This is a genomic window from Burkholderia sp. WAC0059, from assembly GCF_002870125.1.
Lineage (GTDB): Bacteria > Pseudomonadota > Gammaproteobacteria > Burkholderiales > Burkholderiaceae > Paraburkholderia.
In genome coordinates, this window is sequence record NZ_PNEO01000010.1 from 156,186 (window position 1) to 171,623 (window position 15,438).

A 15,438-nucleotide genomic window follows, 5' to 3' on the forward strand; every position below is an offset into this window, starting at 1 on the left:
TTTTCTTATAGGGCGCGTCGCGTTTTAACGCCAGCCGCGATGATGACGATACCACTCGTCGCGGCGCCAATAGCGATGGCCGTCCCAGTAGCGATCGCCGTGCCAGCCGATCACGACAGCGGGCGCCCCGTACGGCGCATACACCGGGGCCGGCTGGTACATGACCGGCGGCGGCGCGTACACGGGCGCCGGCGCGACATAGACGGGGCCGGCACGCCGAAGTTGAGGCCGATGTCCACCCGGGCCATGGCGGCGCCCGACGCGGTAACAGCGGCGCCCCCGACCAGCAATGCAAGAACACGTGCGAACTTCATGAACTCACCCTCAGTGAATGTTGGTTGTCGGACGCAATATAACGCAGCCTCGCTTCCGGTGCATTGCAACTTTGTAAGAACTGATGCATTGCATCGCACTGCGACCGTTGCCGTTACGCCTCGTTACACCCCGCGAAAACCGTAACCGGCCCCGAGATCCGGCACGTCGAAACGACCGCGTGCCCGCGCCGACCCGTCGCGAAGCGAAACACCCGGAAAACAGGGGGAAAGATCGCGCCGCGGCGGCGCTATTGTGCATGAAAGGGGAGCCGCTTCGCCAGCGCCGGATGGGCAACCGTCGAAGCGGTACAACACCGGGAACGGAAAGCGGAGTGAGCGTTCCCGCGCAGAACGAAGCGCCCTCGTCCAGCGGGCGACGAGACCGTGAGCGGTAGAAGCGCAGGCAGCCGCTTCCGGTCCGGCCGCCGCTTCCCCCGCTTCCCGTTTATCGAAACACGCTGACGGCCTCCACGAGCTTCGTCGCCTGTTGCCGGAGGCTCTCCGAAGCCGCCGCGCTCTGCTCGACGAGCGCGGCGTTCTGCTGGGTGATGTTGTCGAGATCGCCGACGGCCTGATCGACCTGGGCCACCCCGCTGCTCTGCCCGGCCGTCGCCGTGCTGATCTCCTCGATCAGGTCCGAGACGCGCTTCACCTGCGCGACGATCTGGTCCATCGTGCGTCCCGCATCGTCCACGAGTTTCGAGCCGGCCTCGACGCGCTCCACACTCGCGCCGATCAGGTCCTTGATTTCCCTCGCCGCGTTGGCGCTGCGCTGCGCGAGCGCGCGCACCTCGCCCGCCACGACCGCGAAGCCGCGCCCCTGGTCGCCCGCGCGCGCCGCCTCGACGGCCGCGTTCAGCGCGAGGATGTTGGTCTGGAACGCGATGCCGTCGATCACGCCGATGATGTCCGAGATCCGGTGCGAGCTGCTCGTGATCTCGTTCATCGTGCTCACGACCTCGGAGACGGCCTCGCCGCCGCGCGCCGCCGCCTCGCGCGCCTCGCCCGACAACTGGTTCGCCTGCGAGGCCGTCTCGGCGTTGCTCTTCACCGACGCGGTCATCTGCGCCATCGAGGCCGCGGTCTGCTGGACGCTCGAGGCCGCCTGCTCGGTGCGCGAGCTCAGGTCGTTGTTGCCCTGGGCGATCTCGTTGCTGGCCGTCTGCACGTTGATGACCTGCTCGCTGACGTCGTCGATGAGCCAGCGGAACATCAGGCCAAGCTGGCTGATCGTCCGCAGCGTCATGCCGATTTCGTCGACCCGGTCCATGTGCATCGCGCTCTGGCTTTCGCCCGTCGCCACGCGCAGCGCCTGTTCGCGCACGCGCTCGAGCGGACGAGAAATCTGCACCTCGAGCCAGTACGAGGCCGCGCACGCCAACGCGACGATGACGGCCGCGAAGCCGGCGAAATGGGCGACCGACGCCGCGCGCAGACCGAGCGCCCAGGCCGCGGCCACGCTCGCCGGCGCGAGCAGCAGGAGCGCGGCGCGAATGCGCCAGCGCACCGGCAGGGTCTTCAGCGCCGAGGTCCAGCCCTGCAGCCCCGTGCGCACGATCACCCCCTTGTGGAAACGGCGATGCCCCGCCTTGCCCTCGCGAAAGTCGCGATAGAGCGCCTCGGCCGCCGCGATCTCCTCGCGCGACGCCTTCGTGCGCACCGACATGTAACCCACGGGCTGCCCCTGGCGCACGACCGGCGTCGCGTTCGCCCGCACCCAGTAGTGGTCGCCGTTCTTGCGGCGGTTCTTGACGAGCGCGGTCCACGGCTCGCCGCCCTTGAGCGTGCGCCACATGTCGGCGAACGCCTCGGCCGGCATGTCGGGATGCCGGACCATGTTGTGAGGCTGACCGAGGATCTCTTCGTGGGAAAAACCGCTCACCTGGACGAAGGCGGCGTTGGCGTAGGTGATGTGACTCTGCGTGTCCGTCGTCGACATCAGCGTCGCATGGTCGGGAAACTCGAATTCGTGCTGCGTGACAGGCTGATTATTGCGCATGACTCCTCCCCGTGAACTGAATCGCTATCGCTCTGGCCTTGCACGTCGACCCATCTGCACTCGCGGCTCTCCCCGGCCGGTGTCGATACCTTTCATCTATATCGGAAGCCCGGCACGAAAATTTATCCCTCGATCAGCATAACTTAGCGTTGTATATGAGCGTGCCAAACGACGGGAGAAGCACGAAGCGAAGAGGAAAGGCGGGGAAATCGGGAAGGCCGCGCGAACGCGCTGGCCGGGTGACGAAGCCGGCGAGACGGGGCGCTGCGGGGCGCCGCGGGACACGGCGACGACGCGGCAGGCGGGCGGACCGATCCGCCCGGGCAGCGCCTATTCGGCCTTGCGCCGGGGCCGCGAGCCGAGGACGCTCTTCGTCTTGTAGGTCACGCCATGCTGCTCGAGATATTCGCGGATCAACTGCCGGACCACCTGGGAGGGCGTCAGGTCCTGGGCCGCGCACAGGTTTTCGAACGCCTCTTTTTTCACCGGGTCAATCAGGACGGTCAGCCGCGCGCTTTTCGATTCCATAGAAGATTGTGACTGGTAGCTATTATGTTAATCAAATTATAATACATGCATTCGCTCCCGGATTCCAGCCGCCCCGGAGGCACGAGCATCCCGGGCTTCAGCCGGCGGCGCATTGCCCGATCACGTCGGCGAAGAACGCGTCGAGCCGCTCCTGCGCCACCGCGTCGCCCTGCTCCACCTCAACGGCACCGTGCTGCACGAAAGCGCCGTCGACATAGATCGCGCGAAACGCCCGCGCCGGCGGCGGCACGTCGAAGAAGCGCCCGTCGACGTCGAGAAAAAGGCTGCGCGTCTGCCGGTAGCGCGCGCTGCGGATCGACGTGGCATCGAACGCATGACGCGCCGCCTCGCGCGGATAGACGAACGCGACGTTGATGCCGCACGCGCCCAGGCGCGCGCCGATCTCGCCGAACTGGTCGAGCATCTGGAAACCCCGCCCCGCCGCCCGGCCGACGCCGAAAACGAGCAGGCCATGCCTGCCCGCGAGCTCGCGCGCCGACAGCAGCGCGCCGTCGTGGGCAAGGAGTGGCGCAGTCACATCGATCAAATCAGGCTCCCGGACATCGCATTCGGCATGGCAATCCGATGCATTCTACGTGTTAATCACATTAACATGCAATGCGAGCCGGGCCGGCGTGCCCGACCGGACGTAATCGCCTCGCGGATAACCGCGGATAACGTATGGCGCAGGCGAAACAAAGCTGCTAGGATGATAAATTCATTACCATCTCCTGCTAACCAAATACTCGTTCCATGTGCCTGACGACAATACCGACAAAGGCCGCCGGACCGACAACGGGCATATGCGCGAAGAGAGACGGAGCGCCGCGAACGGCCGTCGCGAACGCGGCGATAATCGCGATGTATCCCGGCCCGCATGAGGGCCCGCGCAAGACCTCACATCAAGCCTCGCAGGTACGTCGGACTGCCCGTCGCGTGCGCGACGGACGCCTCCCCGATACCGCCCGAACCCGCGCGCCCGTCGCCGGACGCCGCGTCCGGCCCGTCGCCGACGCGCCGCCGGTCACGGCAGAACAGGACACGCAGGCCGGATGACTTCCTTCCCGCTCATCGAGAGCACGCTGCTCGCGCTGGCCGGCTGGCTCGCCGTCGGCGTGCTCGGCCTCGTCAATCCGCATCGCACGCGCCTGATCTCGCGCCTGCTGTTTCCGGCCGGCGCGCTTGTCGGCCTCGCGCTCGGCGCCTGCGGAATCGCGGGCCTGTTCGTCGCGCCCGAGCAGACGGTGCTGCCGGTCGGCCTGCCCGGCCTGCCGTTTCACCTGCGTATCGACCCGCTCTCCGCCTGGTTCCTCGCCGTCCTCGGCGCGACCAGCACCGGCGTGAGCGCGTTCTCGGCCGGCTACTTCCGCAACGGCGAAGGCACGCCGCCGGGGCTGCTCTGCTTCGAGTACCACGTCTGCCTCGCCAGCATGGCGGCCGTGCTGCTCGCCGACGACGCCTACTGCTTCATGGTCGCCTGGGAAGCGATGACGGTCTCGGCCGTCTTCCTCGTGATGACCAACCACCGCAGCGCCGAAACGCGGCGCGCGGCCTTTCTCTACTTCCTGATTTCCCACGTCGGCGCGCTCGCGCTGCTGCTGGCCTTCGGGCTGCTCCAGGCCGGCACCGGCGACTACACGTTCGACGCCATGCGGCAGCAGCACCTCGGCACGGTGGCGGCCTCGGCGACGTTCGTGCTTGCGCTGCTCGGCTTCGGCGCGAAATCGGGGCTTTTCCCGCTGCACGTGTGGCTGCCCGACGCGCATCCGGCCGCGCCCTCCCCGGTCTCCGCGCTGCTGAGCGGCTTCGTGCTGAAAACGGGCCTGTACGGCGTGCTGCGCGTGCTGTTCGACCTGCTGCACACGCAGCAGGCCTCGTGGGGCATGGCCCTCATCGCGCTCGGGCTCTTCACCGCGCTCTCGGGCGTCGTCTTCAGCGCGATCCAGACCGACATGAAGCGGCTCCTCGCCTATTCGTCGATCGAGAACGTCGGGCTCATGTTCGCGAGCCTCGGCCTCGTGGTCCTCTTCCGCGCCTACGGCATGAACCTGCTCGCGGCGCTCGCGCTGACCGCGCTGCTCTACCAGATCGCGAGCCACGCCGTGTTCAAGAGCCTGCTGTTCGTCTGTACCGGCTCGGTGCTGCACGCCACGGGCGAGCGCAAGCTCGGCCGGCTCGGCGGGCTGATCCGCTTCATGCCGTGGACAGCCTGGGCCGCGCTCGTCGGCTCGCTCGCGAGCGCGGGGCTGCCGCCCTTCAGCGGCTTCGTCTCCGAGTGGCTGATGCTGCAGAGCTTCCTCTTCACGCCCACGCTGCCCGACACGCGCCTGAACATGGTCGTGCCGCTCGCGGCCGCGCTGATCGCGCTCGTCGCCGCGCTCGCGGGCTACACGGTCGTCAAGTTCTTCGGCATCGTGTTCCTCGGCCAGCCGCGCGGCAACCACGACGGCCACGCGCACGACGCAAGCGGCTGGGAGCGCGCGGGCTTCGTCTGGCTCGCGGGGCTCTGCGTGCTGCTGGGGCTGTTGCCGGTGCAGGTCGTGCGCTCGCTCGACGCCGTCACGCGCGAGCTCGTCGGCGCCGGCATCGGCGCGTCCGTCGCGAGCCACGGCTGGCTGCTCTTCGCGCCCGTCGACGCGGCCCGCGCGAGCTACATGCCGGCCGTGTTCCTGCTGTTCTTCGGTGCCTGCTGCGCGCTCGCCTGGCTGCTCGTGCGCCGGTTCTATCACGGCCGCCTCCGGCGCGCGGCGCCCTGGGCCTGCGGCTACCCCGTCGTCACCGCGCGCATGCAGGACACGGCCGAAGGCTTCGGCCAGCCGATCCGCGAAATCTTCGCGCCGCTCTTCCGCATCGAGCGGCAAGTACCTTCGCCGTTCGACGAACGCCCGAGCTACGGCGTCACCGTGGCCGACCGCACGTGGGCGCTGATCTACGAGCCGCTCGAGCGGCTCGTGCTGCGCGCCTGCACGCTCGTCGGGCGGCTGCAGGCCGGACGCATCGCCGTCTATCTGATCTACAGCTTCGCCGTGTTGATCGCCCTGCTCGTGCTGGTGACGCGATGATCACCTACTCCGGCCTCCTCGCCCAGGTGCTGGAAATCGCGGTGGCGCTCGCCGCCGCGCCGCTTCTGACCGGCTGGGTCAACGTCTGCCGCGCGCGGTTGCAGAACCGCCGCGCGCCGCCGCTCTGGCAGCCCTACCGGATGCTGCACAAGCTCTTCAACAAGGAGTCGATCGTCGCGCACACGGCGAGCCCGCTCTTTCGCGCCGCGCCCTACGCGGTCTGGGGCTGCATGACGCTCGCCTGCGCGATCGTGCCGACGCTCTCGACCGAGCTGCCGCTCTCGCCCGCCGCCGATGCCATCGCGCTCGTCGGCCTGTTCGGGCTCGCGCGCGTCGTCATCTCGCTCGCGGCCATGGACATCGGCACCGCGTTCGGCACGCTCGGCGCGCGTCGCGAAATGCTGATCGGCTTTCTCGCCGAGCCCGCGCTGCTGATGGTGCTGTTCTCCGCCTCGCTGCTCACGCAGTCGACGCTGCTCACGAGCATCGTCGCGACGTTCGCGCATCACCCGTTCGCGCTCTATCCGAGCCTCGCGTTCGCGGGCATCGCGTTCACGTTCGTCTCGCTCGCCGAGAACGCGCGCCTGCCCGTCGACAACCCGACCACGCACCTCGAGCTGACGATGATCCACGAGGCGCTGATCCTCGAATACTCGGGCCGGCATCTCGCGCTGATGGAGTGGGCCGCCAGCCTGAAGCTCTTCGCCTACTCGTGCATCGGCGTCGCGCTTTTCGTGCCCTGGGGCATCGCCGAAACGGGCACGCCGCTCGCGCTGCTCCTCGCGCTGCCGGCCCTCTTCGCCAAGCTGGCCGTCGGCGGCGCGGTGCTCGCGCTCGTCGAGACGTTCAACGCGAAGATGCGCATCTTCCGCGTGCCCGAGTTCCTCGCCACGGCGTTCCTGCTCGCCGTCATCGGCATGCTGGTCCACCTGCTGCTGGGGGACTGAATGCACGCGCTCGCCACGCAGATCGTCAACCTGCTCGCCGCGGTCCTGCTGCTGCTCTCGTTCGCGCTCCTGAGCCAGCGCCGCGTGCTGATGCTGATCCACCTCTACACGCTGCAGGGCGTGGCGCTCGTCTCGGCCAACCTCGTGCTCGGCTGGGTGACGTCCGACGTGCATCTGTACCTCTCGGCGCTGCTCACGCTCGTGCTCAAGGTCGGGCTGATCCCGTGGATCCTGCACCGGCTCGCGCGCCGCCTCGCCGTGCGCACCGACGTCGAGACGCTCATCAACATTCCGGCCACGCTGCTCGCGGGCATCGCGCTCGTGATCGTCGCGTTCAACGTGGCCGCGCCCGTCAGCCAGCTCGCCTCGTCGGTGGCGCGCGGCACGCTCGGCATCGCGCTCGCCTGCGTGCTGCTCTCGTTCCTGATGATGATCACGCGCACGCGCGCCATCGCCCAGGTGATCGGCTTCCTCTCGATGGAGAACGCCCTCTTCTTCGCGGCCGCCGCCGCGACCAACGGCATGCCGATGCTCGTCGAACTCGGCATCGGGCTCGACGTGCTGGTGGGCAGCGTGATTCTCGGCATGTTCATGTTCCAGATCCGCGAGCAGTTCGACAGCCTCGACATACACCAACTGGAAAGGCTCAAGGATGAGTGACCATGAGTGACGCGCACCTCGTGCTGCTGGTCGTCGGCCTGCCGCTTCTGGCGGCCGGCTGTCTCGCGCTCGTCGGCCAGCGCGACGGCGCGGGCGCGCTGAACGTCGGCTTCTGTCTCGCGACGCTCGTCGCCGCGCTCGCGCTCGCCGTGCGCACGGCGCTGCACGGCCCGACGGTCGTCCTCGACCGGCTTTTCTACATCGATCCGCTCAACGTGTTCCTCGTCTCGCTGACGGCGTTCGTCGGCTGGACCACGGCGATGTTCTCGCGCCCCTACATGCGCATCGAGCGCGACCGCGGGCGCATGACGCCGGCCCGCATGCGCCTCTACCACGCGATGTACCAGCTCTTCCTGCTCGCGATGCTCGTCGCGCTCACGACCAACAACATGGGCGTGCTCTGGGTCTCGATGGAGGCCGCCACGCTCGCCACCGTGCTGCTCGTCGGCCTCTACCGCAGCGCCGCGAGCCTCGAGGCCGCGTGGAAATACTTCATTCTCTGCGGCGTCGGCATTGCCCAGGCGCTCTTCGGCACGGTGCTGCTCTATCTCGCGGCGAACCGGCCGCTCGGCGGCGACGCGCTGCTCTGGACGAGCCTGAACGCCGTCAAGGGCTCGCTCGATCCGACCATCGTCTCGCTCGCGTTCGTGTTCCTGCTGATCGGCTATGGCACCAAGGTCGGGCTCGTGCCGCTGCATAGCTGGCTGCCCGACGCGCACGCGGAAGGCCCGACGCCGGTCTCGGCCGTGCTCTCGGGGCTGCTCCTCAACGTCGCGCTCTACGCGGTGCTGCGCAGCAAGGTGATCGCCGACGGCGCGCTGCACAACGGACTGCCGGGCCACCTGCTCATCGGTTTCGGGCTCGTCTCGGTGCTCGTCGCCACGTTTTCCCTCTTCCGGCAGCGCGACGTCAAGCGGCTCTTTTCGTATTCGTCGATCGAGCACATGGGGCTCATGACGTTCGCCTTCGGCCTCGGCGGTCCCGTCGCGACGTTCGCGGGCCTCTTGCACATGACGGTCCACTCGCTCGTGAAGTCGGCGATTTTCTTCAGCGTCGGCCACGCGGCGCAGAAAACCGGCACCCAGGCCATCGAGGGCATTCGCGGCCTGCTGCGCGTGAGCCCCGTGGTCGGCTGGGGCATGATGGCCGGCGTGCTCGCGATCGTCGGCATGCCGCCGTTCGGCGCGTTCGCGAGCGAGTTCCTGATCGTGACGAGCGCCATGCACGCGCTGCCCTGGGCCGCGCCGCTGCTGCTGCTCGCGCTGGCCGTCGCGTTCGCGGCGCTGTTCTGGCGCGCGCAGGTCATGGTGTTCGGCGAGGCAACGACCGCGCGCACGCTCGAGCATCGCCCCGCGCTCGCGCCCGTATTCATCCATCTCGGCATCGGCCTGATGCTGGGCCTCTACATTCCGCCGGCACTCGACACCTGGTACCGTCAGGCGGCGGCCATGCTCGGAGGGTAGCGATGCGCATCGAACAGACCGGTCTCGCGGCCAACCGGCTCTCGCCGCTGCCGACCCCCGCGGGCACGCAGCCGGCGTTCGTCGCCGACGTCGATCGCGAAACGTGGCTGCGCGTCGCCCAGGCCGTGCGCGATGCCGGACGGCGGCTCGTCACGCTGTGGGGCAGCGACGCACGCACCGAAACGAACGGCGGCGACGAGCGCGCGAACGACGCGCCCGCCGCCGGCCTGCGCGTAATCTGCGCGGCCTACGCGCTCGACGACGGCGTGCTCTGGCTGCGGCTCGCGGTCGACGAAAACGACGCCTATCCCGATCTCTCGTCCCGGTTCCCGTGCGCCGCGCGCATGCAGCGCGCCGTCCACGACCTGCTCGGACTGAACGCGGCCGGCGCGAGCGACACGCGGCCGTGGCTCGATCACGGCCGCTGGCGCGGCGACGCGCCTCCGCTGCGCCGCAAGGCGACCGGCACGGCCGCCGCCGACACACCACGCGACGGACAGGACTATCCGTTCGTCGCCGTCGCCGGCGACGGCGTGCACGAAATCGCGGTCGGGCCGATTCACGCGGGCACCATCGAGCCCGGGCACTTCCGCTTCTCCGTCGTCGGCGAAAAGGTGCTGCGACTCGAGGAGCAGCTCGGCTACGCGCATCGCGGCATCGAGCGCCTGTTTGGAGGCATGGACGCCGAAGCCGGCTACCGGCTCGCCGGACGGATCGCCGGCGATTCGACGGTCGCGTTCGCCTGGGCCTACTGCATGGCGCTCGAACAGGCCCGCACGATCGCGGTCCCGCCGCGCGCGCTCTGGCTGCGCGCGCTGCTGCTCGAACGCGAGCGCGTCGCCAATCATCTGGGCGACCTCGGCGCGCTCGGCAACGACGCCGGCTTCGCCCACGGCCTCGCGCAGTTCTCGCGTCTGAAGGAAGAATGGGTGCGGCTGAATGCCGACGCGTTCGGGCATCGCTACCTGATGGACCGGATCGTGCCCGGCGGCGTGGCCGTCGATCTCGACGATCACAAGCGCATCGCCGCGATGCTCGCGCAATGCGACCGCATCGAAGCGCAGGTGAGCTCGCTGCAACGGATCTACGAAGAGCAGTCCGGCCTGCAGGACCGCTTCGCGCGCGCCGGCGTGCTGGCCGCGGAAATCGTCGAGCACTACGGCATCGACGGCTTGATCGGCCGGGCGAGCGGACGCAGCCACGACCTGCGCTCGAATCATGCGCAGGCGCCCTACGACGCGTTGCGCGTGCGCGTCGCCGGCGATACGCGCGGCGACGTCGCGGCCCGCGTCGCCGTGCGCTTCGCCGAAACCTATGAATCGTTGCGTCTGATCCGAGCGATCCTGCACGGCCTGCCCGCCGGCGAGATCATGGCCGGGCAGACGGCCGGCCGGAACGACGGCGCGCCGGAGCCGGCACGCGGGATCGGCTGGGTCGAGGGCTGGCGCGGCGGCGTGTTCGTCGCGCTCGAAATCGAAACGGCCCGCGACGGCGCGATCCTGCGCTGCCACTGCCACGATCCGTCCTGGCAGGGCTGGCCCGCGCTCGAGCACGCGATCATCGGCAACATCGTGGCCGACTTCCCGTTGATCAACAAATCGTTCAACCTGAACTACGCGGGGCACGACCTGTAATGTGGCAACTCATCAAGCAGATCGCGACCACCGGCACGCCCAGGCAGGCGCGGCCCGACAGCGTCGACGCCTGGCGCGTCGAGGGAGAACGCCTCCGGCAGGACCTTCTCGACACGCTCGGCCGCGCGCTCTGCATCCGGCAGATCGACGCGGGCTCGTGCAACGGCTGCGAACTCGAGATCGGCGCGCTCGGCAACGCCTGGTACAACCTCGAGGGACTCGGCATCAAGTTCGTCGCGAGCCCGCGCCATGCCGACCTGCTGCTCGTCACCGGGCCGCTCACGCTCAACATGCGCGATGCCGTGCGCGATGCCTACGAAGCGACGCCGCATCCCAAGCTCGTCGTGGCCGCCGGCGAATGCGCCTGCACGGGCGGGATGTTTCGCGACAGCTATGCCGTTAGCGGTCCGCTCTCGACCCTGCTGCCCGTCGACGTGACCATTCCCGGCTGCCCGCCCACGCCGCTCGATTTGCTGCGCGGCATCCTGACGGCGGTCCGGGCGAAAAACGCCGGCGCCGCGTAATTCACCGTACCGGCGTACCTGACGTTCGCGCGGACGGCATCCGTTCCCGCGCGCCCCCTTCTCCCTGCCTGCCCGGCAACAGGCGCTGGCAGGCATCAACGCCCTGTGCGCACCTTGCGATACGCCCCCGGACGGCTGCTATATAGTGTCACGCGCACAACCCGCCCCGGCAGCCGTCGTTGCGGCGCCGGTCCTTCACTTCTCGTGAGATATCCCAATGAACAACACGAAAGCAATCGCACGCCTCGTCATCGTCGCGCTGCTCGGCGCCTCGGCCACGGCCTTCGCCCAGCCGCACGACGCCGCGCGCGGCCATTCCGCTCACGGTAATGCCGCGCACGGCGGCCCGGCCCGTCGGGGCGCCGTCCACGACGCCTACATGGGCCGCGCCGGCGGTCCGATTCCGCATTCCGACTGGCACCGGGGCGACCGCCTGCCCAGCGAATACCGCGACCGCAACTACGTCGTCGACGACTGGCGCGACCACGGCCTCTCGGCGCCGCCGCGCGGCTATCAGTGGGTCGGCGTGAACGGCGACTACGTGCTGGCCGCCATCGCGACGGGCGTCATCGCGAGCGTGCTGAGCTCCGCCCGATAATCGCCGTCGCGCCGCAAAGTACGAAGAAACGCCATGAAAAAACGCGCGGTCCGCATCGAGCCGGACCGCGCGCCATGCCCCGCCGGGGCTCGCGGTCGGGTCCGGTTCGTCCCGCGGGACAGGCCGGCCCCTCCGCCTGACAAGTTTACTTCTGCCCCAGCGTCAGGCCCGCCGCTTCCTCGCTGAACTTCGCCATCTCGGTGTGATCGTGGCCCTTGCCGAGCCGGTTCGCGGCCGCGAGCCACAGTTCGCGGCACAACGCCGCGAACGGCGCGGACACGCCGCCGTCGTGGGCTACTTCGAGCGCGATGCCGAGGTCCTTGGCCATGAGGTCGAGCCCGAAGTTGCTGTTGAAGGCACGCGACAGCACGAACTGCTTGAACTTCTTCTGCGTGCTGTTGTTCATCCCCGTCGAGGCGTTCAGCACGTCGACCATCCTTTCCGCATCGAGGCCGAAACGCTGGCCGATGAGCAGCGCCTCCACGCCGATCAGGAACCCGCCCGCCGAAACGAGGTTGTTCAGCGCCTTCATCGCCTGGCCCGCGCCGATCGCGCCGACCTCGGTGATCGTCGTGCCCATCGCGCGCAACAGCGGCATGGCGCGCTCGACCGAGGCCGGCGCACCGCCCGTCATGATCGCGAGCTCGCCCGTCTTCGCGCGCGCCACACCGCCCGACACGGGCGCGTCGATCATCTCCACGCCGTCGGCTTCGAGCGTCGCCGCGAGAGTCTGCGTCACGCCCGGAATGCCCGAGGTCATGTCGATCACGAGCGCGCCCTTCGCGAGCTGCGAACGCACCGGCGTGATCACGTCGACGACGTGACGGCTCGTCGGCAGGATCGTGACGATCGCGTCCGCGCCCTTCACGGCCTCGGCGACGCTCGCCGCCGCCTCGCCGCCGACCTCGGCCGCGAACTTCGCGGCGTGGCCCGGCGCGACGTCGTAGGCCGCCACGTGAAAACCGGCGCCGACGAGGCGGGCCGCCATCGGCCAGCCCATGTTGCCGATGCCGATGAAGGCAACCCGTTTGAAGGCGACCGCGCTCATGACAGCGCCCCTTCCTTCACGAGCACTTCGTGCGCGGCCTTGAATGCGCCGAGGCCGCACGGAATACCCGAGTAGGCCGTGGCGTGCAGCAGCGCCGCCTTGATCTCCTCGACGGTGACGCCGTTGTTCAGCGCGCCCTTGACGTGGAGCTTGAGTTCGTCGGTGTGGCCCGCGACCGTCAGCATGGCGAGGTTCATCAGGCTGCGGGTCTTGCGGTCCAGCGTCGGGTCGCCCCACGCCCAGCCCCAGGCCCAGGCCGTGGTCGCGCGCTGGAACGACATCATGAAGTCGTCGGCGCGCTTCATCGAGGCGTCGACGTACTCCGGTCCGAGCACCGCACGGCGGATCGGCATGCCTTTTTCGAACAGTGCATCATCGTCTTTCACGATTGAACTCCTTGTTGAATGAGTGAAGTAGGTTCGTTGGGATTGACCAGCTCGAGCGGACGGCCGGTCGTGCGTGGCCCGATCGCGGCCACGACGGCGGCAACGACCAGCCAGCAGGCGGAGATGTACGCGAACACGCTCAGGTAGCCGGCGCTCGCGTACAACATGCTCACGATGAAAGGACCGATCACGTTGGTCAGCCGCCCGAGGCCGTAGCACAGCCCCGCGCCGGCCGAGCGCAGATGGGTCGGATACGACTCCGGCGTGTAGATGTAGAGCGTCGCGTTCATCAACTGGATCGTGACGATGACGAGCGCGCCGAACACCACGATGAAGATCGCCGACGGCGCAAGGCCGTAGGCCACGCCGGCGACGGCGATGACGACGGCGTCCACCGCGACGATCCACTTGCGCTCGAAGCGCTCGATCACGAACGTGCCGAGCCAGGCGCCGAGCGGGTTGCAGATGGCGATGAGGCTCGAGTATTCGAGCGACTTCGTGATCGTGAAGCCGTGCTGCACGAGCAGCGTCGGCACCCAGGCGACGAAGCCGTAGAAGCCGAGCGTCTGGAAGACCCAGATCAGCGAGAGGCCGATGGTCTGCTGCCGGTAGCCGGGCGCGAACATCTCGCGCAGCGACGAGCCCGACCGGAGCGGCACGCCGGCGTAGGCCGGACCGCCCGCGACCGCGGTGTCGGCCGGCATCACGCCGCCCGCGCGCTCGAGCCGCTCCAGGATCCGGCGCGCCTCGTCCACGCGGCCTTTCGCGAGCAGCCAGCGCGGCGATTCCATGAGCCTCGTCGCGAACGGGATCGCCAGCAGACCGAAACTGCCCCAGACGAAGACGAGCCGCCAGCCCCAGTCGCCGACCGGCACGACGAACCGCGCCACCCACGCCGTCGCCGGAATGCCGATCAGGCCCAGCGTGAAGATCAGGCTCATGTACTTGCCGCGCAGGCGGGCCGGGAAAAACTCGCTCACGTAGACGTTGGCGATGACCGTCATGCCCGACAGGCCGATCCCCGTGAGGAAGCGGAACACGGCGAGCGAGAGGACGTTCCACGACGCCGCGTTCAGCAGCGAGAAGAGCGTGTAGACGACGATGCTCAGGATGAAGCCGCGCCGGCGGCCGATGCGATGCGCGAGCATCCCGCCGAACGTGCCGCCGATGAACATGCCGCCGAAGCTCGTCGAGGTGATCAGCGCGACGTCGCTGACGGGAATGTGCCAGCTACCGACGATCGCGGGCGCGGCATACGCGAAGGTGTTCAGGTCGGCGAGCTCGAAGAAGTAGGCGAACGCGAGCGCGCAGATGGCGATGCGGTGGAAGGCCGTAATCGGCAGCCTGTCCATCCGCTGGCTGATGTCGTTCATGTCAGGACGTCTCCATTTTGTTTTGGCAACCGATGCCGGCATCCCATGCCATCATCAGATTGTATGGCAATATGACACGTATAAGATTGTCCGTCAATATACCGGGAGCGGGATCCGCATGTAAAATGAGCGCCTCGCGACGACACTCGAACGGACGATGAGCAGCTCTCTCAAAGTGGTGCCCCAGCCGGTGCGACGGCAGGTCGAGGACGCCTTGCGGGCCGCCATCGTCGCGGGCCGCTTCCTGCCGGGCGACCACCTGCCCGACCGGCTGCTCTGCGAAACCTTCGGCACGAGCCGCAGCGTCGTGCGCGAGGCCGTGCGGCTGCTCGAAGCCGAGGGGCTCGTCGTCGTGCATCCGAATCGCGGGCCGTTCGTCGCGATGCTTTCCGTCGAGGACGCGCGCGACGCCTACGAAGTGCGAGCCGCGCTCGAAGCGCTCGCCGGCGAAGGATTCGCGCGGCGCGCGAGCGAGGCCGAGCGCGCCGCGTTGCGCGCGGTCTACGAGGAACTGCGCGACGCGCCGGCCGGCATCTCGCGCGACGCGCTGCTCGACCTGAAGCGGCGCTTCTACGAAATCCTGACGACGGGCAGCCGCAACGCGCTCGCGACGCGCATGCTGGAGCGGCTGCTGATTCGCAACAGCCGGCTGCGCGCGACCTCGCTATCGAGCCCCAACCGCCTGCCGAAAACGGTCGAGGAGATCGGCCGCATCATCGAGGCCGTCGAGCGCCGCGACGCGGCGGCCGCGGCAGCGGCCTGCCGCGCGCACGTCGAGGCTGCCGCCGACGTCGCGATCCGCATCCTCAGGGAGCGCGACGCCGGCACGGCCGGCAACGATCGTCCCGATCACCCTGGCAACGGCGAGGACGCGCGCAGCCTCGCCGACGCCGAGGGCTAAA

14 protein-coding genes and 1 pseudogene are annotated in these 15,438 nt (G+C 68.7%); 8 read left to right on the plus strand and 7 right to left on the minus strand.

Annotation, left to right across the window (positions count from 1 at the left end; all coding sequences use genetic code 11):
- Window positions 1-24 precede the first annotated feature (24 nt).
- The 4 genes and pseudogenes from CY652_RS12485 to CY652_RS12500 form a co-directional block, all read right to left on the minus strand.
- Window positions 25-314: pseudogene (locus tag CY652_RS12485) on the minus strand (hypothetical protein).
- A 445-nt stretch (window positions 315-759) separates the two neighbouring features.
- Window positions 760-2,313 carry a methyl-accepting chemotaxis protein gene (locus CY652_RS12490; protein ID WP_102131019.1) on the minus strand — a complete coding sequence of 518 codons (1,554 nt, stop codon included), beginning with the start codon at window positions 2,311-2,313 and terminating at the stop codon, window positions 760-762.
- Between the two features lie 330 nt (window positions 2,314-2,643).
- Window positions 2,644-2,841: a ribbon-helix-helix protein, CopG family gene (locus CY652_RS12495; protein ID WP_102131020.1), complete on the minus strand. Its 198-nt coding sequence runs from the start codon at window positions 2,839-2,841 to the stop codon at window positions 2,644-2,646.
- Window positions 2,842-2,938: 97 nt separating this feature from the next.
- On the minus strand, window positions 2,939-3,379 hold the full coding sequence (locus tag CY652_RS12500) for a hypothetical protein (protein ID WP_146010083.1): 441 nt from the start codon (window positions 3,377-3,379) through the stop codon (window positions 2,939-2,941).
- Window positions 3,380-3,893: 514 nt separating this feature from the next.
- Here CY652_RS12500 and hyfB point away from each other — a divergent pair.
- The 7 genes from hyfB to CY652_RS12535 all read left to right on the plus strand — a co-directional run bounded on the left by hyfB (window position 3,894) and on the right by CY652_RS12535 (window position 11,729).
- Entirely contained in the window at window positions 3,894-5,903 is a 2,010-nt protein-coding gene (gene hyfB / locus CY652_RS12505; RefSeq protein ID WP_102131022.1) for a hydrogenase 4 subunit B, read from the plus strand.
- The gene (locus CY652_RS12510; RefSeq protein ID WP_102131023.1) at window positions 5,900-6,850 is read left to right on the plus strand and encodes a respiratory chain complex I subunit 1 family protein; all 951 of its coding nucleotides are present in this window, start codon (window positions 5,900-5,902) and stop codon (window positions 6,848-6,850) included. The genes hyfB and CY652_RS12510 overlap by 4 nt, the downstream gene beginning before the upstream one ends.
- The gene (locus tag CY652_RS12515) at window positions 6,851-7,510 is read left to right on the plus strand and encodes a formate hydrogenlyase (RefSeq protein ID WP_102131024.1); all 660 of its coding nucleotides are present in this window, start codon (window positions 6,851-6,853) and stop codon (window positions 7,508-7,510) included.
- A gap of 2 nt (window positions 7,511-7,512) precedes the next feature.
- Window positions 7,513-8,973 (plus strand): hydrogenase 4 subunit F, encoded by a 1,461-nt coding sequence (locus tag CY652_RS12520; protein ID WP_102131025.1) that lies wholly within the window; start codon window positions 7,513-7,515, stop codon window positions 8,971-8,973.
- Window positions 8,974-8,975: 2 nt separating this feature from the next.
- The gene (locus tag CY652_RS12525; RefSeq protein WP_102131026.1) at window positions 8,976-10,607 is read left to right on the plus strand and encodes a hydrogenase large subunit; all 1,632 of its coding nucleotides are present in this window, start codon (window positions 8,976-8,978) and stop codon (window positions 10,605-10,607) included.
- Window positions 10,607-11,131 carry an NADH-quinone oxidoreductase subunit B family protein gene (locus tag CY652_RS12530; protein WP_102131027.1) on the plus strand — a complete coding sequence of 175 codons (525 nt, stop codon included), beginning with the start codon at window positions 10,607-10,609 and terminating at the stop codon, window positions 11,129-11,131. Before CY652_RS12525 ends, CY652_RS12530 begins: the two co-directional genes overlap by 1 nt.
- A gap of 217 nt (window positions 11,132-11,348) precedes the next feature.
- On the plus strand, window positions 11,349-11,729 hold the full coding sequence (locus CY652_RS12535) for an RcnB family protein (protein ID WP_102131028.1): 381 nt from the start codon (window positions 11,349-11,351) through the stop codon (window positions 11,727-11,729).
- Between the two features lie 145 nt (window positions 11,730-11,874).
- Here the strand turns inward: CY652_RS12535 and CY652_RS12540 are convergent, their stop codons facing one another.
- From CY652_RS12540 to CY652_RS12550, 3 genes are read right to left on the minus strand one after another with little or no spacing between them, the layout of a single operon-like run.
- On the minus strand, window positions 11,875-12,777 hold the full coding sequence (locus CY652_RS12540) for an NAD(P)-dependent oxidoreductase (RefSeq protein WP_102131029.1): 903 nt from the start codon (window positions 12,775-12,777) through the stop codon (window positions 11,875-11,877).
- Complete coding sequence (locus CY652_RS12545; RefSeq protein ID WP_102131030.1) at window positions 12,774-13,163, minus strand: carboxymuconolactone decarboxylase family protein; 390 nt, start codon at window positions 13,161-13,163, stop codon at window positions 12,774-12,776. The genes CY652_RS12540 and CY652_RS12545 overlap by 4 nt, the downstream gene beginning before the upstream one ends.
- A complete protein-coding gene (locus tag CY652_RS12550; RefSeq protein ID WP_102131031.1) occupies window positions 13,160-14,536 on the minus strand; it encodes an MFS transporter in 1,377 nt (458 codons plus the stop codon). The genes CY652_RS12545 and CY652_RS12550 overlap by 4 nt, the downstream gene beginning before the upstream one ends.
- Before the next feature lie 157 nt (window positions 14,537-14,693).
- Here CY652_RS12550 and CY652_RS12555 point away from each other — a divergent pair, with 157 nt between their 5' ends.
- A complete protein-coding gene (locus tag CY652_RS12555; protein WP_102131032.1) occupies window positions 14,694-15,437 on the plus strand; it encodes a GntR family transcriptional regulator in 744 nt (247 codons plus the stop codon).
- Window position 15,438: the final 1 nt, after the last annotated feature.